The 19573-nt window shown below is 40.5% G+C and carries 12 protein-coding genes and 1 pseudogene; 4 read left to right on the top strand and 9 right to left on the bottom strand.

The features are described 5' to 3' along the window. Positions 1–211: 211 nt before the first annotated feature. From EV207_RS19345 to EV207_RS19330, 4 genes are all read left to right on the top strand, one after another. Positions 212–1732: an MDR family MFS transporter gene (locus tag EV207_RS19345; RefSeq protein WP_132747795.1), complete on the top strand. Its 1521-nt coding sequence runs from the start codon at positions 212–214 to the stop codon at positions 1730–1732. 237 nt (positions 1733–1969) lie between these two features. Further along, entirely contained in the window at positions 1970–2254 is a 285-nt protein-coding gene (locus EV207_RS19340) for a DUF4183 domain-containing protein (protein WP_132747801.1), read from the top strand. Between the two features lie 451 nt (positions 2255–2705). After that, entirely contained in the window at positions 2706–2969 is a 264-nt protein-coding gene (locus tag EV207_RS23550; protein WP_341539813.1) for a DUF4183 domain-containing protein, read from the top strand. Between the two features lie 259 nt (positions 2970–3228). Further along, positions 3229–4419: a cytochrome P450 gene (locus EV207_RS19330; protein ID WP_132747800.1), complete on the top strand. Its 1191-nt coding sequence runs from the start codon at positions 3229–3231 to the stop codon at positions 4417–4419. A 48-nt stretch (positions 4420–4467) separates the two neighbouring features. On the opposite strand, the gene EV207_RS19325 is transcribed toward EV207_RS19330, so the two are convergent. The 9 genes and pseudogenes from EV207_RS19325 to EV207_RS19285 all read right to left on the bottom strand — a co-directional run bounded on the left by EV207_RS19325 (position 4468) and on the right by EV207_RS19285 (position 19495). Further along, positions 4468–6609: a HelD family protein gene (locus tag EV207_RS19325; RefSeq protein WP_243647163.1), complete on the bottom strand. Its 2142-nt coding sequence runs from the start codon at positions 6607–6609 to the stop codon at positions 4468–4470. 309 nt (positions 6610–6918) lie between these two features. Beyond that, positions 6919–8937 carry an alpha-L-arabinofuranosidase C-terminal domain-containing protein gene (locus tag EV207_RS19320; RefSeq protein ID WP_132747793.1) on the bottom strand — a complete coding sequence of 673 codons (2019 nt, stop codon included), beginning with the start codon at positions 8935–8937 and terminating at the stop codon, positions 6919–6921. Between the two features lie 46 nt (positions 8938–8983). Further along, positions 8984–9097 (bottom strand): annotated as a pseudogene (locus tag EV207_RS23975) (carbohydrate ABC transporter permease); the annotation flags it as partial. A 269-nt stretch (positions 9098–9366) separates the two neighbouring features. After that, a complete protein-coding gene (locus tag EV207_RS19310; RefSeq protein ID WP_132747791.1) occupies positions 9367–11412 on the bottom strand; it encodes a glutaminase family protein in 2046 nt (681 codons plus the stop codon). Positions 11413–11482: 70 nt separating this feature from the next. After that, positions 11483–13543: a GxGYxYP domain-containing protein gene (locus EV207_RS19305; RefSeq protein ID WP_132747790.1), complete on the bottom strand. Its 2061-nt coding sequence runs from the start codon at positions 13541–13543 to the stop codon at positions 11483–11485. A gap of 72 nt (positions 13544–13615) precedes the next feature. Continuing rightward, the gene (locus EV207_RS19300; protein ID WP_132747789.1) at positions 13616–15271 is read right to left on the bottom strand and encodes an extracellular solute-binding protein; all 1656 of its coding nucleotides are present in this window, start codon (positions 15269–15271) and stop codon (positions 13616–13618) included. A 58-nt stretch (positions 15272–15329) separates the two neighbouring features. Continuing rightward, on the bottom strand, positions 15330–16223 hold the full coding sequence (locus EV207_RS19295) for a carbohydrate ABC transporter permease (protein WP_132747788.1): 894 nt from the start codon (positions 16221–16223) through the stop codon (positions 15330–15332). 17 nt (positions 16224–16240) lie between these two features. Continuing rightward, positions 16241–17218: an ABC transporter permease gene (locus tag EV207_RS19290; protein ID WP_132747787.1), complete on the bottom strand. Its 978-nt coding sequence runs from the start codon at positions 17216–17218 to the stop codon at positions 16241–16243. 69 nt (positions 17219–17287) lie between these two features. Beyond that, a complete protein-coding gene (locus EV207_RS19285) occupies positions 17288–19495 on the bottom strand; it encodes a hypothetical protein (protein ID WP_243647162.1) in 2208 nt (735 codons plus the stop codon). Between the last annotated feature and the right edge of the window lie 78 nt (positions 19496–19573).

The following is a 19573-nucleotide window of genomic DNA, read 5'->3' as shown; positions in this document are numbered from 1 at the left end:
CCTAATCCCCATATAGTGAAATTTAAGTATATAAAAAAATACCTGTAGATAAAACACTCTTTTTCAAGTGTCCTAACTACAGGTACCATTTTATTAAGGGCATCCTTTTTTTAGTAAAAAAAAACATTGCAGAATGGGCAGGATATGGATATAATGACACAGTCTGTAGGTTAAAGCATTCCTATAAAAAGAATGCTGAGAGGGGAAAGACATGGTTAATAAAGAAAGTAATATTAAATTGGTCGTCGCAGGACTTTTGCTAGGCATATTAATGGCGGCTATGGATAATACCATTGTAGCAACAGCAATGGGGACAATTGTATCTGATCTTGGCGGATTAGACAAATTTATTTGGGTAACATCAGCCTATATGGTCGCGGTCATGGCCGGCATGCCTATTTTCGGGAAATTGTCGGATATGTACGGGCGCAAACGTTTCTTTGTTTTTGGGCTTATTTTTTTCTTGTTCGGATCTGCATTATGCGGGATAGCACAGAGCATGGTGCAATTAAGCATCTACCGCGCGATTCAAGGGATTGGCGGCGGAGCTCTGATGCCTATTGCTTTTACGATTATTTTTGATATTTTTCCTCCTGAAAAGCGCGGCAAAATGACCGGACTGCTAGGAGCAGTATTCGGTGCGGCAAGCGTGTTAGGTCCGTTACTTGGAGCTTATATCACGGAATACATCAGCTGGCATTGGGTATTTTATGTTAATGTGCCCATTGGTGCAGTGGCACTATTTTTAATCCTTCGTTTTTATAAAGAATCATCAGAACACTCTAATCGGAAAATCGACTGGGGCGGGGCCATAACACTTGTTATTTCAGTCGTCAGTCTTATGTTTGCCCTAGAGCTGGGGGGAAAAGAGTACGATTGGCTTTCAGGACAGATCATTGGTTTATTCTTAAGCTTTGCCATCTTTTTCATTGCCTTTTTTATCGTGGAACGTAAAGCGAAAGAACCGATTATTTCATTTTGGATGTTTAAGAACCGCTTATTTGCAACAGCGCAGATTTTGGCTTTTTTATACGGTGCGACTTTTATCATCTTAACCGTTTTTATTCCCATTTTTGTACAGGCTGTTTACGGAGGTTCTGCAACAAATGCTGGTTTGATTCTGACGCCAATGATGCTAGGCTCTGTTGCCGGCAGTGCCATAGGCGGGATTTTCCAAACAAAAACAAGTTACCGAAATTTAATGATTATCTCGGTCATCGCTTACTTTATCGGCATGTATCTGCTTGGAAACATGACGCCTGATACGGCACACCTGCTTTTAACTGTCTTCATGGTTATTGTAGGATTTGGCATGGGATTTTCGTTCTCGCTATTGCCAACCGCATCGATCCACAACCTGGATCCGCGCTATCGCGGGTCAGCCAATTCAACGAATTCTTTCTTGCGTTCATTCGGTATGACATTGGGTGTATCGGTCTTTGGTTCAATTCAAAACAATATTTTTAATAATAACCTTAAGGACGCTTTTAAAGGCATGCAAGGATCAGGCACGGCGAATATGGGTAATCCGCAAGAAATTTTCCAATCCGGCCAGCGCTCTAAGATCCCAGATTTTATTTTGGATAAAATTGTTCACGCCATGTCTGCGTCAATCACACACACCTTTATGCTCGCATTAATCCCCATTGTCCTTGCGGCAGTCACCATTATATTTATGGGGAATGCCCGTGTTGAGACATCGCAAAAGATCGTGACCAAAAACGAAAATTAAAGACATACAAAAGCACTGGACCTTTTGCTTCCGGTGCTTTTTTGTTGGGCAGTCTCTAATGGCCACCCTTTCAGCCTTTTCCATGACCTTTACCGTTTCCTTTAGTAGAAAGGCCCCGTGCATCCCCTTCTAATCTATCGATAAAACCCCAATCTACTATAGCTCGCTATTTGTCCGTTTCAAATAGTAGATTTTTGCATTTAATATAGTATCTATCAGAAAAGGAGGTGAATCATGATGCCTATTATCCCTCCCTTTTTAGCCTCTAGAAAGTTTACTTCCACAATAGGAGCCGGAACCGGTACGGGAGCAACATACGCAATCGCGGCAACAACCTTTACTGATGATACAGGTGCTGCTGCCACCGCGTTTCCGGGATTATTTGCCTATTATATTTTGTATATTAACGGCGTACCCCAGACAGCTGATACCTCGACTATGTCTACTTCTACAATAACTATCCCAGATGGTGATGCTCTTGACCCTGCTACCCCGGTATTGGTTGAGTTTATCGTAAACTAGGTGCAAAAAGGCAGTCCATCGTTAGTGATGGACTGCCTTTTTTACATAAAAAAAATAACTACTGAAAATAACTTTTAGAGATAAGCGCCGTTCCTTTCTATTCTATTATGGAATAAAAATACTTTAATGGATATAGAAGATGACAGGAGGGGTGAATATGGCAAACCATCTCGAGCATCGGAAACGAAGGGCTGTGACTCTTTTCCATTGTGATGACCGGTGTTGTATCACTTATGATCAGCATCACTGTTTGGAATGTTGCAATCTGTTCCATTGTTGTAAATGTGATGATTGCGACCATTTTGATTGCTGTGATTGCTGTGATTGTCTAATTTGTTGTCTACGAAAATGCCCATGCCGCCCTGGTCCCCCAGGGCCTCAGGGACCCACTGGGGCTACAGGGGCCACGGGCGCTACGGGACCTACTGGGCCTCCTGGACCTACGGGAACATTGCAGGCGGAAACTTTTCAATACACTACCGTATCCGATGGAAATAAGTTGGTTTATACTAACCAAGATGGGTTACCTCAATATGGAAGCACAGACATTTTAAATCCTGGAGACGTCACATATATTAATCTATATATCAATGGCATTTTGCAACCTCCGCAATTTTATGAAGTCCAGGAAGGCATTCTTACCCTTTTAGACTCTAGTCCACCTCCACGTGGTGCACCGATTATTCTGCAATTTGTTAAAGTTGTTAACCAATAACTGTTTCGGGGTTGTTGTGAAATAAAATAGATAAGCTTTTACCTTTTTGATGACCGTGCTGCCCTTTCCCGGTCCACGGGCACGAATCGCTCCTATCTTTCACGTGGCACCGCCTTAATTTCCTGATCGCTTACACGCTGTAATCTCAATAAAAAAATGGTATAATCAATAATTGTTAACTTGTTTTAAAAATGGTTAACAACTATTTTTTCGGAGGTGCTATCTAGTGAAACAGGAAACCCTTATTTCAAATCCAAAGATGGGCGCAAGCCGGTTAAATTCATTCCCAGATGAGTTTTTCGTGAATCCGTATCCTTTTTATCGGGAACTTCACTCCAATGGTCCCGTACAAAGAGGGACATTAATCAAGCACGACGGTTGGGTTGTTACCGGTTATAAAGAAGCTTTACATATTCTAAAACATCCCCACTTCAAAACCAGGATGCCAATTCCTAAGGATTCAAAAGACAACAAACGGCTTATCCGCATCCAAAAAAATATGATGCTTTTTAAAAATCCTCCTGACCATACACGGATCCGTTCGCTTGTAAGCAAGGCATTCACGCCACATGCTATCGAAGCAGTCCGAACTAGTATTGAAGAAACAGCTCACCAGCTGCTTGTTAGAGTGCAAGATGCTGGGGAAATGGAGGTTAAATCCGATTTTGCTTTTCCCTTAGCAATGGCCACCATAGCAAGAATATTGGGTGTTTCCCCCCAAGACTATCCACAGTTTAGAAAAAGGGCTGATTTGCTTATTCGTACAACTGATTTAACCCGAACCGAAAAAACATTAGATGGAGAGGCTGCCGCTTCAGAACTATTAGACTACTTCCGTTCCCTTGTTAAATACCGGCTTCATTATCCTGAGGATGACCTCATTAGCAAACTAGTGGGGGAAGCGGATGATGGCGATAAGTTAGATGAAGATGAACTGTTAGCCACTTGTATATTGCTTATCATCGCCGGCCATGAAACCACTGTAAATTTAATTGGCAATGGTGTGGTCTCCCTGCTCAAAAACCCTGACCAGCTGATAAAATTGAAGGAAGAACCTTCTCTCATTCGTTCCGCAGTCGAAGAATGTTTGAGATTCGAGAGTCCCACCCAATTGACCGCACGTTTTGCCGCCGAAGACACTGAAGTTGGCGGAACGACGATCAAAAGCGGTGAGCAGATTTATTTATTATTGGGAGCCGCAAATCGGGATCCAATGAGATTTACCGATCCAGACATTTTTGATATAACACGGGAGCCGAACCCTCATCTCGCGTTCGGCACCGGAAATCATTTTTGCTTAGGTTCCGCGTTAGCCAGGTTAGAAGCTCAAATAGCTATTAACACACTGCTTCAGCAGCTTCCTAACCTCCGACTTGAAAATGACAGACTGCAATGGCGCAGATTATTTGGATTTCGCTCCCTTGAAGAACTTCCTATTTCTTTTGGGTAAAATTAATAACCCCATGTCCCGAACATGGGGTTTTACATCCTATTATTCTTATATTATTTCGTGCCCCTTGTTAACATCCCTTAACAAAGGTGAAGGCTCACTGGAGTAAAACAGCCACAGGTCATGAAGGGCGCGAGTGCAGCCGACGTACAGCAATTTTGCGTCTCGCTCAGTTTGTTCATAATGATCGGCATCGACATCGATTAATAATACCGCATCAAATTCAAGGCCTTTGGTTAAATAAACCGGCATGATGGAAAGTCCTCCGCCGTATTCCCTTTGTCCGGAATGGATCAGGTGAGCTGTCAGGCCGGCTTCCTGTAATTCACTGTGAAGCTTGAAGCATTCGGCTTCGGTGCGAAGAGCGATAGCGATGCTGTTCACATCATCCGTTTGGAGTTTTGACACCGTCTGGATAATAGAATGGACGCGTTCATCAGGTGGCACCTCGATGGTTTTGACCTCTTCCCCGCTGCGGAACACAGGATCAGCTAAGCTCACCGGTTTGGTTCCGGCAGAGATGATCTTGTTGGCAAAATGAATGATCTCCATTGTTGAGCGGTAGCTTTTCTCTAGTTCAAAATAACCCGCGGCCCCTGCAAAGATATCTTGGATTTCTTTCCATTCGCGGATACCTTGGTAATCATGGATGCCTTGAGATAAGTCTCCGAGAATCGTAAATGAATTGCCGGTCGTTCTGGCTTTTAACACCTCAATTTGAAAAGGTGAAAAGTCTTGTGCTTCATCGATGACGACATGATGGAACTTGTCTTTCCTTTCGATCCCATTAAGACGCTGATGAATAAGGACCAGCGGTGCTAAGTCCTCTTGCTCAAGCTCTTTCTTTTTACAATTTTGGAAGGTTGTTTTTACGATTGACTTTGGGATGTTTTCCGCAATATATTGCGGGACGTATTCAGGACGCTTTTTTTCGTTAAAAAGGCTTTGATAAAAAGATAATGGCGTGTGCTTTGGCCATGATTTCAAATAGGAACGCAGCCTTTGGCTTGCTTTTTTCTTCAGCTCTTTTTGCAGATGGCGCTCCGGAACTTTCTTAACTTCCGAGTCAATCCAGTTCTTAATTCTGTTTGTGATCCGTTCTCTTCTTTTTGCCAGCGGATAACGTTCTTGTTCGGCGTACCACCTTTGAATGGTATCCGCTGCTAAAGCTGTGCCATCCCATGCAACAAAAGCCTTGGTTGGCACAGCTGAATTTTCATATTTGTTAAAGCACTCGTCAATCATGCGCATGAAGGCCGATGATCCTTTGAATTTTTCCGGACCGTCATCTGTGACAATCCGTTTCGCTTCCCTGATTTCGAACCACTCAAACAATTTTTCCGATGGGTCCTTCAATTTGATCTCATGGTCAAGCAGATCGAGGGCCCAATCATTAAAGGTGGTCTGCTGAATGCCGCCAACGCCTAACTCGGGCAAGACATTGGAAATATAATCGAGAAACATGGCATTAGGGGCAAAGATAATCATTTTTTCTGCAAGGATATGTTCACGGTATTCGTAGATCAGATAAGCGAGGCGATGCAGGGCTACAGTAGTTTTCCCGCTCCCGGCGACACCCTGTATAATAAGGGGAGTGTTCTTTTGTGACCGAATAATATCATTTTGTTCAGATTGGATGGTGGACACAATATCGCGCAGGCGGTGATCCTTGTTCTCGCCTAAGCGGTAAAGGAGGAATTCATCTGACACGGAGGGGTCATCTCCGCCCCTGACGTATGTATCAACAACCCGCTGCAAGACCTGTGTTCGAATCGCGATATTTCGCTTCAGATGGATATCCCCTTCAATGAGCCCTTCAGGGGAGTTATAAAAGGCTGGTTCTTCTCCGCCGGTAAATGAATAGAACATGCTTGCCACCGGGGCACGCCAATCAATGATCAGCGGATCAACTGATTCTTCGCCCGCCACGCCGGCTTTCCCGATGTAAAGCGGCTTCGGCTTACCTTGTCCGTCCTCTTCGAAATCAAGCCTGCCGAAATACGGCTCTTCTTTGGCGATTCTAAGACTCTTCCTCGCCCTTTCCCTGACATCCTCTAGTGCTTGCTCTGTCAGATCTTCGCCGGCATAGCGCGGCATGTTCTCGAGTTTCGCTAATTGGTTTTCAATCTCGGCAGCAATTTGGCTGAGCTGCTGCTGCTCGCAACGATAGGCACTTTGAAACTTTTCCAAGCTCAGTTACCTCCTTATGAGAATTTTCGCCCGAATGCGACAACGGTATTCCAACATACCATAAGGATGGCGGTGAGGCAAGAGGAATGTTTATTTAAAAATTTTTGCATCCTCCTGATGTTTATATTTCGTGATGTTTTCGAACTGATCTTTTCACCAGAATATTAATATTTTTTCTCTAGATTTTCTATTTTACTGTGAACTAATTTTTCCCTATCATGGTGGAGTCAATTACATAAAGAAGCGTTGCTCATCATATGAAGTGCAACGCTTCTCGAAAGTAATTAAATATTTTTTGGAAAACAGAAATTAAGATAATATCTGACCCTTTATTTCAAAAACATAGACTGAATGTGCCTTTAAAATATAGTGAATATTGTCCGATTCTGATTCCATGGTAAATTCCTCATAGCGACAAATAATATTTTCTGGTTCAAACACATCATTAATACTATCAATATCTGAACCTGTTACTTCTCCAACCCTGACAGATCGGTCCATCACAAAGTCTTTCGAACAAATATCAACTTGGACATCCTCGAGACTTCTATTAACTACAAAGACTGTTAGCAGGTTTTTATCGTCATTAATACATGAAACGACATCAAGCTCAGGTAAGTTTTCAAGACTAAATTTGTTGTTTTTACTCATGACATTAAATGTGTCACATTCGACATCAACATTTACTAGGTAAGTAATATCCTGGTTTGCGTACATTTTCATCGTATGGTAGGTAGGTGTTCCATAGACAACATCACCTTTTCCACTCCATCCAGGTTCCTTGCCCCTGAATTGATCAGCATAATAATCACCAACACGAATACAGCCGCCAAGCCAACCATTTACGAGATCTGAGAAATTACCTATTTGAATAAGGCTGCAATTTCTTATGAACTCATTAAAGTTACCAGCATTTGCAACAGCTGCTTCAAGAGTATGTTCATTCGGTAACCCTTTTCTAACCTTGTTTGGATAATACATGGTATTATATTCAGTGATTGCAAGCTTCACGTGAGGGTAGTTCTTCATGTCTTCCTTTACATCTTTTAAAAAATGATGAGTAATCTCCGGGTAAGAAACCATCGCCTTATATTTTTCTTCCCGAGGGACATCATGGTTGATAAAACCAAAATGGTTATACCCTTGATAAATATGTAAGGTGAGGTAATCGATATATTCACCTGCAATCTCAAGGACTGCCTTGTTCCATTCTGGGTCTGTGTGGCCACAACCCAATAAGATAATTTCGGGATCTGCCTTTTTCATAGCTTTAGCAAACCGAACACATCTTTCGGCATACTCTTCTGCCTTACAATGCCCGACTTGCCAAGACCCCCAGACTTCATTTCCTATTTCCCAATATTTAACCCCATAAGGACTGGCATGACCATTTCGTGCCCTCTTGGCTCCCATTTCTGTGTTCTCATCACCATTACAATATTCTATCCAACGGGCCGCTTCCTCTGGTGTCCCCGAACCGTCATTCACACAAATTTGAGCTGCAACACCTAAATCATCACAAAAGCGAAGAAATTCATCAGTTCCGAAATATTTACAAGCTAATGTATCCCATGCTTCATTTAACATAACCGGTCTTTCGTACATAGAACCCACACCATGTTCCCAGTGATAGGCACTGATATAATTTCCACCCAAGCGCATAATACCGGCATTTAAATCTCGAGCCATGTCAAAGACAAGCTTATTAATGTTATTCAAACTGTTCTCAGGCTGAACTGAAACATGATCAATCCAGAGATTCCCTGTCGCAACCGAATCCCGCCATGAAGCGCCTTTAGAACTTATAAGAATTCTGAATTCGGCATTGTTACAATCCTTTTTAGGAACTAATTGACCCTTGTATTCCCGCCAATCATGACTGGTGATATCAACCTTTGCTTCACATAGCTTTTCCTTAGTATTTCTATCGATGATGTCGCATCTGATATTTTTAATCTCTGTAGAGGATCTTGCAAACAATTGAACGTTGTATGTGACACTGCCATTGACCGAGACCTTTTGGGCAATTCCCCCATAGCATTGATCATCGCTAAATATTCTAATCCTTTGACTATGTCCGGTATGCTTCGGAGCAGCTGGTTCTAGTGCGAATGTTGTATTCTGGCCATTTGTTATTGGATTCCATGAGCCAGAAACACCTTTTCTATTAATATCTTCGTGTTCAAAGTCCATATCTTTAAGTTCATAAGCGAGCATTGCATCCATGTGATCTCTAATATCCTCTACGAAATGCCCAAATAAAAATGGATTAATTTTATCCTCGCCAATCTTACTTCCATTAATTTGTATATTAGCCGTTTTGGTCATTATAAATCTATCCTTTCTATTATCCGAGTAATATTTTAAATAATGATCAACCTTTTATAGAACCGATCATAACGCCTTTAACAAAATGTTTCTGAATAAATGGGTACAAAACAAGCACGGGGAGACTCGCAATGATTATCATGGCATATTTCATACTTTCTGCCAGTAACACTTGATCCGCTACACCAAATGTTGAGCCGCCATTGTCCAAATAGGCTGCTTGATTTTGCACCAGGATTGATCTTAGTACGAGTTGCAATGGATATAACTTATCATCTAAAGATTGTGAACAAAACTGAATGTTAAACCGACTATATTTCTTGTATTCTACTTGTAAAAAGGCTTGGCATATCGCCAAGCCTTTCCATGTCCTTTAATAGAAGTCCCTGCTAATTCCAAAATTCCGTAATTTCATCGAGATGTTGGCCGTTATAAACCATATGGTCTACTTCTTTGGACACCTTGAGGTTGGCTTGAAGCATGTTCAACAAGTAATTTAATAAACATACCTCCTACAACGGATCTGTTCTGAAAATTCATTTGCTTCCCATTGACCGTATCATACCAATCGGTAAATGGTACCCTACTTGGTGATTCATTGAGGAAATCCCACAGTGGTGCAATCATTCGCTCAAAGGTTTCCTTCGATTTTGACAAGCTCGCACTCCAAACAAGCCAATCAGCTTTTGTATACGTCTTTCTATTATCGAGAGGAGTTCCAAACTTGTTTTGTTTTGAAAGATAAAAATCAATTTCTTTTTCCAATAAGTCTTCAGGGAATAGGTGAAGACCAAGAAGGCGATCCCAGACTAAATTATATTTTTGACTCCAAGTATCCGGAGCCCCATTAAAAGTAAGTTTATAATGGTCACCACTATTTGCCATGCTTAACCACTTCAACGCCATTTCTTTGGCCGCCTCTAAATAGAGATGGCCATCAGAATTCCCTGTTAATTGACACATACGAGCATATGCACCAATTCCAAGAATTGCTTTTATGGAAAGGTTAGCATTATGCGCCAAGTGTCCGGCAAAATCGTCTGTACATAATTGATGTTCCGGGTCTAATCCATTTTCCTTTAAATAATTTGCCCATTTGGTCAACAGGTTCCAGTGATCATTTGCAAATTCGGCATCCTTTCCAAACAAACAAACGGAAGCAGCCATGATCAGCATGTTGCCGCATTCTTCAATCGGCATTTGATTCTCCAATCTGTTCTCTCCATAAACCTGGCCATTTGCTTGGGGATAACACCCAACGTCGTGGGGAGCAAAATTAAAAATCCAATCCTCACTGTCTGCGTACTGAAATATTGGCCTCATCATCCCTTTTACTAATTCAGGATTATAAAGCAAAAAGAGCGGCATGGAAGGATAACTGACATCAACCGTGGCAATACAGCCATTACTAAAGTTTTCTTTAGAGAAAAATAAGACTTCCCCGCTTTCATCAGCAACCAACTTGTGTGCAGCAATCGCCTGTCTGTATGCTAATGAAAGCATGTCCTTATACTTTTCTCCGCCTGCTTGGGTACTGTCATTGATCAATTGAAGGTTAAAATCCTTACACTTTTGTTGGATGTCATTATATTCGGATACAGCTGCGATGATCATGTCATCGAATGACATCCCTGTCCTCCGCCAATAGGCATCTAAATGTTCACCAAAATATTCAATGGCATGAATATCATCGTACGCTGCAACCAAATAGCATGATGATTGGCGTTTCTCATTTGTCAGTTCAATATCTAATACAGCAGCCATAACGGGGGTATCCTCTGCCACAGGCTGGGGCTGACCGCCATCGTCATTCTTGGGGATTTGTCCAGTTTCCACAAACTGCTTTCTTCCCCGGTAAGAGTGAATGGCAGTTTCTAAAAGACTTGATTGAGGCGCAGCGAGATAACAATAGCCCCAGTCAATCCTCGTATCATCTCCAGCCCGTTTTAAAACAGATTGTTCTTCGGTTCCCATGCGCATGGTGACAATATTATCATTGATTGTTTTGCGCTCCCAAACAATGACTTGGTCTGTCGTATTGACACACCATTCACCAGATATATCAAAATAAATGCTGACATCATGGGGTTCATCATCTGTGGAACGCACATTGAAAGTGACATACGAAGCCGGCCTCGACAATAGATCTAAATCATTGGGAAGCAGAGGAGTAGCAAAAATAACTTCAAGTTCAATACCTTCTCCGGCAAATAAGTATGTGGTTGTTAGAGGTTCAACCTTTAGACTCTTTTGATTCAGCGAGGTGGGTTCCTCATAGTTTTCCACATCATCCATGTTTATTTTACCCATGAAAATCCTTGGCTTTCCATCTATCCTTATAATTCCGACCATGCTGTTGCGTTTGTTTGTCCAATGCACGGTATGATCATCATAGAGATGATCGCTAGCTGACCAGACGCTAAAATAAGGATCAACTGTAAAAAGGGGTACTGAAGGGGGTCTCAATTGCTTCATAATCTAACACATCCTTTAATTTATTATTGAATAAGAATGGGAGCGGTATATACGCTCCCATTCATCAATTTTAATTTGGGAGGTCGCTCGCTTCCCGTATCAGTGAAAAGTATTGATCTGCCCGAACGATTTGATAGTCTTGATCCAGTGAATCAGTAATCGAAACAACATCTGATGGCGTCATGTTCCAGGCTAATAGACCAATTGAGATAAATAGTGGTGATTTTCCATCCCAATTTGCTTTGGCATCAGCTAACAGTTTCTTGCCGTCTTTAACGGTACTAATGCCATGAATCGTCGATACCGGTAAAGTCCCGTTTTGGATGCTAACATGAGACTCATCTTCATAACTCAAGAATAACCCGGACGATTTATAATACTTTTGATAATCAGCTGCCTTTGAATCGCTAAGTGGGATATTTTGACCTGCAGTACGATTGAGAACATATGGAATTGTCATTCCTGACTTTTTCAAATACGAATACGATTGCTTTAAAAACTTTTGGAATGATGTTTCTGGCCATGCATTTGGATAAAAGTACCCTGCACCCGAAGGTCCAGCAATGAGCAGGTCATTTTTGGTTGCTGTCTTCTGATAGTAATTTAGAATTGCCGGTGCCCCATCGTACAACAAAGGACTAGAACTCCAGTTAATCGGTACTTCGCCACGCGCTGGATCATCCCAAAGAATGCGCATGCGGTGCTGGTTGTATTGGAAATTGTCCCCTTCACTAAATGTATAGGTGACGTAAATTTTATTTTGAAGTTTAGGCACCTTAACTGCCTTTTGCTTCGCTGGCTTTACCTTTGTTCCCGAGAAGACAGTCATATTGTTAAACCAATCGGCAGCAATAACGGGGATGCTATGGCTCGAGGTTATCTCAACAGAGTTGAACTCCCCTTGTGCGTCATTACTGAACCAGCCAAGATAAGGTGTACCTGGTTTGACATCGGACATTATCTTTTCAAAGAGGGCTTTCTCCTCAGGTATATTTGCATCTAACCAAAAGACCATTGCTTTGTTGGCGACAGCATAATCCCGAAGGTAACCATAGGGTTCCTTTTGTTCAGCAGAAGGCGGCTGAATATTACCTGCAGAAACCTTGTATTGGTTCCACATATCAACGGAAGCTGTGAGATGCTTCGTACCGGAAGGCGGTGTAAACTTATAGACAAAATAGCGGTTATTGTCAGCAAATCGGTGTCCGCCTTTTCCATCAGACACTTGAGAACTTTGCCTATCATACAAGAAAGGTTCTTCTTCGGAAGTCCCTGGAATGAAATGAGCAATGACCTTACCATCTGCCTTCACGGTCACTTCATGAACAGCAGGCCCCCATCCATCCTGCGGAAATGCATCATCAAAGCGAAGAAAGACAGACTCTTTTCCTAAAAGTGAGGAAAGGTCTAAATCGTATACTTTTCTATTTCCCCCATCACGCTCCTGCGTTGTATCCTCCGCAATAGTCTTGAAAGATTCAGGAAGACCTGGCGGGATTTCAATAGATCTGTTCGGATTCAACCCCACCAACATTCGATGTGTCGTATCCTTCCAAAGATTTTTATACTGCCAGTTATATGCGTCGATTCGGTCCTGGAATTTACCTTGAAGGTCTTGAAGTACTTTAAGGTTGTAGGGTGATGCCTTCAATTTCTCCGCGAGTGTCGGACTTACCACAATACCGTCTTTTAATCCCGCTAGTGTCGTTGCAACGTTAATAGAATCTTGAATCTTTGGGTCATAAACGATGAGGCCATTAATTTCGTTTTTGTATTTCTTGATGAGATCCCAGTAATCGTCGTGAACATTGTAAGGGACTTTTAGATCATTTAACCATGTCATCTTTCCTTCTTCTTTGTTTTCAAGCAAGTAAATTCTCGGCTCTGTTCGGTTTACTACGCCCTGTAAAGTTGCCAAAAGAATTTTGATATCGCCAGGGGCGTCACTTACATCGGCTACATCCAAATGTTTTGCTTTTGCAAAGCTTGGAAGCATTTGCTTTTTAGGCCAAGTGATTGAGCTCTTAGATCTAACAGTCGGTTGTTTATCATCCACATAAGCAAAAGCACTAAAAGACATAGAAAGTGTGCACAACAATACAAGAGAAACCACTATAAACTTGCGAATCAAAGACCTGCACCTCGTCCCTCATTATTTTTGTTGATATCGCCTTCTTTAAAGGGCATATCATAGAGAAATTTACTAGTTTGGTGTTGTATATCTAACAAAGTTTGTACCATTTTGAACTTCTTTGTTTATTTTTTTGGTTACCTTATCGATTCCTGCGTCTTTTAACGCTTTTCGGGTTTGATTAAGTATTTCTTCTGCTTTTTGGTCTGATTCAGCATACACAGCTTGCCTCCAAACATCACCTATCGTGTCAAATATCGGCTTTAACTGGTCGTAGTATTTGCTATCTTGAACAAAAGCACCGGCATCTTTCCCTTTGGACGCCTTGATACCGTCAGGCCTCATAATTTTAGTGAATTCATTTTGAACATCATATCTTTTATTATATTGATAACCGTAAGGTCCTCCGGCAAGAGAATAATCACGATAAAATCCCGACAAGTCAGCGTATGGCCCTCCAATGCCCAAGTCAGTTAACGCCTTTGGATCATCTTGCAACTTATCAACCCATTCCTTCTTCGCTTTAGGTTTTCCGTTTACCATGTCATAATGGACCCCTTTGATACCAAAATGGGTTAGAATATACCCTTCATCAGAAGCTAAGTAATTTAATACTTTTAGTGCCGCATCAACATTTTTACTACTTTTTGGAATGGCTATTAATTGACTGCCTTGAACATTGAATACAGTTTTATATTGATTCCCATTTATATCCTTAATAGGTCCAAGCGGAACGAAATTTTTATCAGGATTGTCTTTTACAAACTGTCTTTCCGAAACATAGAGTTGTGGGAATTGAGTAGGAACAACCGCATAACGTCCCTGGGTAATCTTTTCCTGTGCAGCAGGACCGGATTGAGTAAATGATTTCGGATCAAGTAGCCCCTCCTTAAGAAGTTTACGCATATACATCGTATACTCATCCCAGTTTTTGGTCATAAAGTTCATTTTCGCTTTTCCACTATCACTAATCATCCAACCCGTGTCTCCGGGAATTGGTGCAAAATATTGAGACATAATTCCTAAAGCGAAGCCGTTCCCATAACTACCTAATGGGAAAATCGATTTTCCGTCTGCCGTCTTAAGGTTTGCATTTTTAATTTTCACTAAAAAGTTATAAAGATCTTCTTTTGTTTTCACAGATTGGGGATCGATGCCCAATTTTTTGGCAATATCTTTTCTTACATAAAGTCCATATAACCAGTCTTGAATATCTGCTTTGGTCTTCGGATATTGTTCAGTCAGAAAGTACTGTCCGTTCTTCTGTTTCTTAAATACTGTGTCATATAAAGTTTGTGACATGTTTTCTTTCTTTGTAAACTTTTTAAGGTTAGGATACTTGTCGAGATATTTTGTTAAATCAACAAGTTGCCCCTCATTTGCTGCTTTGAGCAAAACTTGGGCTTCCCCTCCCCATGCAGGGCCATCATAGATATCTGGCAAGTTTCCGGTAGCAAAGGCTTCATTAGCCGTTTCGACCTCACTCTTTTTAGCATAAGTAAACTTAACAGTAACCCCTGTTTCTTCCTTAATCTTCTTTGCAACAGGATTATTTAGCGGATCTTTCGGTGCCGATGCTGCTGAACCATTCCAGTTGTGCAAAATAGTTAAAGTGACGGACTTGCCATCTTTGCTAGCGTCAGTCTTGCTATCGTTGTTACAAGCTGCTAATGATGTTAGTGCAAAGAGTAATAATAATGATAACGCTAACTTAAAGCCTTTCTTCATCCCTTTACCCCCTCCAAATAGTTATTTATGATAAACTTTTCTATAAGAAAGAAAAGTATTATCCCTTAACAGAACCGATCATTACGCCCTTAACAAAAAATCTTTGTAAAAATGGATAGACACACAAAATAGGTACCGTAGCAACCATTAAGGTTGCCATTCGCAATGATTCTGGTGTAACAGTCGTTGTTGACATCGCTGCCGTTGTTGTGCCACCTGATTGCATGGCATTCTGCGCAGCATTAGCTAGGGCTTGAGATTGAGTTAAGAGTTCATTGAGTAAGGTTTGAACGGGTAATAAAGCCTGATTATTCACAAAATAGGTCCCTGTAAACCAATCATTCCAATGAAAAACACCCTCAAATAAACCGATTGTTGCTAATACAGGTCCGGATAACGGTAAAATGATTCTTAAAAAGATTTGGAAATCCCCACAACCGTCAATTTTTGCTGATTCCTCCAATGAGTTAGGAAGTTGTTGAAAGAATGTACGCATAATGATTATATTGAAGAAATTATATAAAAAAGGGAGAATATAAACCCAAAACGTATTATTCAAACCTAGTTCTCTATACAATATAAATTGTGGAATCAGCCCCCCGCTGAAAAGAGTAGGGATAAAGATAAAGAAGGTAAAAAGCGACCGACCCGGCAGATTTTTTTTCGTTAAAGCATAAGCAAACATCGCACATAGAAGGACATGCAATCCCGTTCCGATCACTGTTCTAAGAATGGTAATTTTATATGCCTGTAAAAACTTTGTATCTTTAAATATTTGAATATAGTTTTCAAAAGTAAACCCTTTAGGGAAGAAATAAATGGTATGTCTCACTGCTTCCTTTCCATCACTAAGTGAATAGGCTAGAACATAAATAAAAGGATAAAGTGTGCAAAATGCAAATAGTGCCAAGAGGGAATAATTGATGATAGAAAATAGTGACCACCTTTTCATTTTTTTCTTCTCCTCCTTTACCATAAAGATGTCTCATTTACTTTTTTACTAATTCGATTGGCTGTAACAACTAAAATTAAAGCAATTAACCCCTGGAATAATCCTACAGCTGCTGCATAACTAAATCGCCCTTGTTCTAAACCGGCGTGAACTTGATAAACGTCTAATACATTTCCTATAGCATTTGTCGCGGGAGTATTTAAAAGTAATAACTGTTCAAATCCCGCCTTCATAATGCTTCCGGTTGCTAGAATAAATAAAATCACCATAACTCCTTTTATGGACGGCAATGTTACATGCCACATTTGCCTAAATCTACCGGCACCATCCATTTTTGCTGCTTCATATAACTGTGGATCAATTCCAGCAATAGCTGCTAAATAAATAATGGTGTTCCAACCTACGCTTTTCCAAATATCAGATAAAATAACCAATGGATAAAAGGTCTTTATATTTCCCATAAAAGCAATTTCGTTGAATCCTAAGGCATGAATTAATCCATTGATCGGCCCTCCATAGGGTGTTAACAGCCGATCCATGAGTGTAACAACAACAACCCAAGATATAAAATGAGGCAGATAGGAGATCGTTTGGACTGCCCTTTTAAACACTCTAGCTCTTACTTCGTTTATCAAAAGTGCTAATATGATCGGCATTGGGAAGCCAAACACTAGTTTTAATAAGCTAATAACTAAAGTGTTACGAATAATATCCCAGGATTGGTAATAATCAAAAAATTGTTTAAAGTATTTAAATCCAACCCAATCACTTCCTATTATCCCTTCGGCAAAATTAAAATCTTTGAAGGCGATGGTTACGCCATACATTGGAATATAGGCAAAGATAATAAACCATATAATACCGGGAAGAAGAAACAGATAGAAAATCTTATGTTCCCATATCCTCACCCAAAGGCTCTTTTTCTTAATCTCCGCCCTTTTATTCGGACTTTTATTTGGTTGAGCCGAAATATTTATTTCACTAAGTTGTGCCATTTTCCCCCTCCTCTCTTCAATCTATCTTTGAAAACGCTAACATTACATTTCAAAAAACTGAGCAGGTAATTACCACATCACGCTAATCTTTGTTTCTTGTCCCGAACGGTGAAAGTATTTTAGGAAAATTGTTTTAGATTTTTGATCCCATTCAAATTCTATCGGCAGTATATCGTTTCCGATCACCATTTCGATGGCACTTGGTTCCTCAGGACATGTCAACCTAGCGACTGCAAATAGCTTTTCTGGACCTTTAGCTGTCATCTCAAACCCATTATTAATCTGTTTTAACTCCTCAACTCTCGAAGATGCTGCAATTAGCCTTACACCTTTATTTGATGGATTAAATGTCAAATCGTATAAAAGAACATTTTCATTCACTTTTAATGTCATTTCATCAACAACCCTTAATTTTGGGTCAAATAAATTGACATACGCACCTTTAATTTCTAAAGGTCTGTCATTTATTGATTCATCCATTACAGCTGCAATCGTATATGGGCCTCGTTTAATCATAAAATGATTTTTTTCTTCTAATAAAATATCTTTACTAGAACATTCAATACTTTTACTAACCATAGCCCTTAACAAGTCACCATTCTCTTTGCTTTTAGCACACTTATCAGGAGAAAGACTTAGAAAGCCTAACACACCCGCACCGACTTTATAAATGCCTTGTTCTGTCTCAGGACTTATACCTAAATTCTCAAAAAGATGATCTCTTGGTGAATGATACTTCCGATTACCAGTGTTCCACCATTCCCTCACGTTATGATAAGGATCACTATCATCGCCAATATAGATGAGAACCCCGCCTTCTTTTACCCATTGCGCTAGAGCATTATGAATATCTGGATATTCAGGTTTCAAAAATTCATAACTCAAAATCAACGCTCGGTATTGGTTTAAATAATTTGAAAAGCGGCGGACATTATCTAGTTGGACAGGTCTAACCCAAAGACCTCTTTTTAATAATGGCAATGCCAATCCATAAAAAGGCGAGAAGTCAAGTAATTCTTGATGAGTAGCGTTCATCGCATTACCTGTTCCATCGTAGTGTGGGATAGCTTCACTTGAAGAGTCTATAAGCTTCCTCTGGTACATCATTGAATCGGCGACTAAAATACCGATATTTTCTGAATTTCCGTGGATTTGAATGTCATCTTGTTTCATATTTCCTAAAGTGTGCATCACAGTAAGAAGCGTTGTCGCATAATCAGAGGGGATACCTTCCAAACTCACCCCATCCTCACTTGGATGCTTTCCTTCAAATATTCGTCGTGGCCACGGAGAAACTTCATAGTCAGATATACCCTGATGTAATAGGGATGCTACAACAGTTTTAAAATAGTTTTCTTTATAATCTGACCATGTATGCCTCGGGTTATCTTCAATAGGGTCGTGTAAAAACCACATCCTGCGGTCTGTACCACTCACTAGCTCCTGCATCATGCCATATTCTAAAAAGGCAGTTTCAAATGTTCTTTCTTTACGAACACCTTCATACACATTGGGAGTCCGTGAAGTTCCCGTCCAAATTTGCGCTATGTAGCCATCAATAGCTGGCAAGTCAATGAGTTTTGACTCCGGGCTAATAATCTGCCACTGTGTATAGTTAATTAGGCTATGTGTCGGAACATAAAATCGTAAAAAACGATTATATTTGCTTAGTCCATACTCCTTTAATTCACCACATAGCCGATCCAAGGTTCGGGTATACAAATAAGCCTTTAATTTCGAGGCACGGTACTGGGCGTCTTCAGATTCATGAGGCGCCGTCCATGGCTCCTTAAAATAGATCCGCCACTCTCTTTTGAACGCTTCTGAATAGCCACCTTCAACCCAAAATTCCGGTTCTTCTAAATGAACAGCCTCTACACCCTCATCAATTGCGACTTTTACTCTTTCTACTAAAAATTTCGAAAATGATATAGAGGGAACCATATAAGGAACATCTTTCCCATGACTAATATCATTATTATCCTTATTTCTTTGACCCTCATCCCAGTGTAATTGACCATCAAATTTTCCATTTAAATAGGTTTGATAATCACCCCAGGAAACACCTGTCATTAAATGGACGATGTAGCCTTTTTCCTTCCAATCCCTTATACGTTGTGGCATTGACTGGTCAATCCCGTAGACCATAACAAAATCGGTTTGTAAATCATAAGTAGCTCTATAGGGACCCGATTCCTGAAAGCCAGTTTTTTCTTCATTGCGCTCCTTAGTAACCATGAAGTCATCTCCCCTCCAAAAGTCAGGAATAAATATCATAAGTGATATATTGAATATATCACTTATGATTATCTTTGTAAATGATCTTTCGGAAAATTTTGCATCCTTAATGATGTC

This window comes from Scopulibacillus darangshiensis, assembly GCF_004341035.1.
GTDB lineage: Bacteria > Bacillota > Bacilli > Bacillales > Sporolactobacillaceae > Scopulibacillus > Scopulibacillus darangshiensis.
The sequence above is the reverse complement of the archived record's forward strand: the minus strand, read 5'-3'. Positions and strand labels throughout refer to the sequence as shown.

Coding starts and splice junctions, on each gene's coding strand:
- EV207_RS19345 (WP_132747795.1), top strand. CDS start 212: ATGGTTAATAAAGAAAGTAATATTAAATTGGTCGTCGCAGGACTTTTG.
- EV207_RS19340 (WP_132747801.1), top strand. CDS start 1,970: ATGCCTATTATCCCTCCCTTTTTAGCCTCTAGAAAGTTTACTTCCACA.
- EV207_RS19330 (WP_132747800.1), top strand. CDS start 3,229: ATGGGCGCAAGCCGGTTAAATTCATTCCCAGATGAGTTTTTCGTGAAT.
- EV207_RS19320 (WP_132747793.1), bottom strand. CDS start 8,937: ATGACCAAAACGGCTAATATACAAATTAATGGAAGTAAGATTGGCGAG.
- EV207_RS19310 (WP_132747791.1), bottom strand. CDS start 11,412: ATGAAGCAATTGAGACCCCCTTCAGTACCCCTTTTTACAGTTGATCCT.
- EV207_RS19300 (WP_132747789.1), bottom strand. CDS start 15,271: ATGAAGAAAGGCTTTAAGTTAGCGTTATCATTATTATTACTCTTTGCA.
- EV207_RS19295 (WP_132747788.1), bottom strand. CDS start 16,223: ATGAAAAGGTGGTCACTATTTTCTATCATCAATTATTCCCTCTTGGCA.
- EV207_RS19290 (WP_132747787.1), bottom strand. CDS start 17,218: ATGGCACAACTTAGTGAAATAAATATTTCGGCTCAACCAAATAAAAGT.
- EV207_RS19285 (WP_243647162.1), bottom strand. CDS start 19,495: ATGATATTTATTCCTGACTTTTGGAGGGGAGATGACTTCATGGTTACT.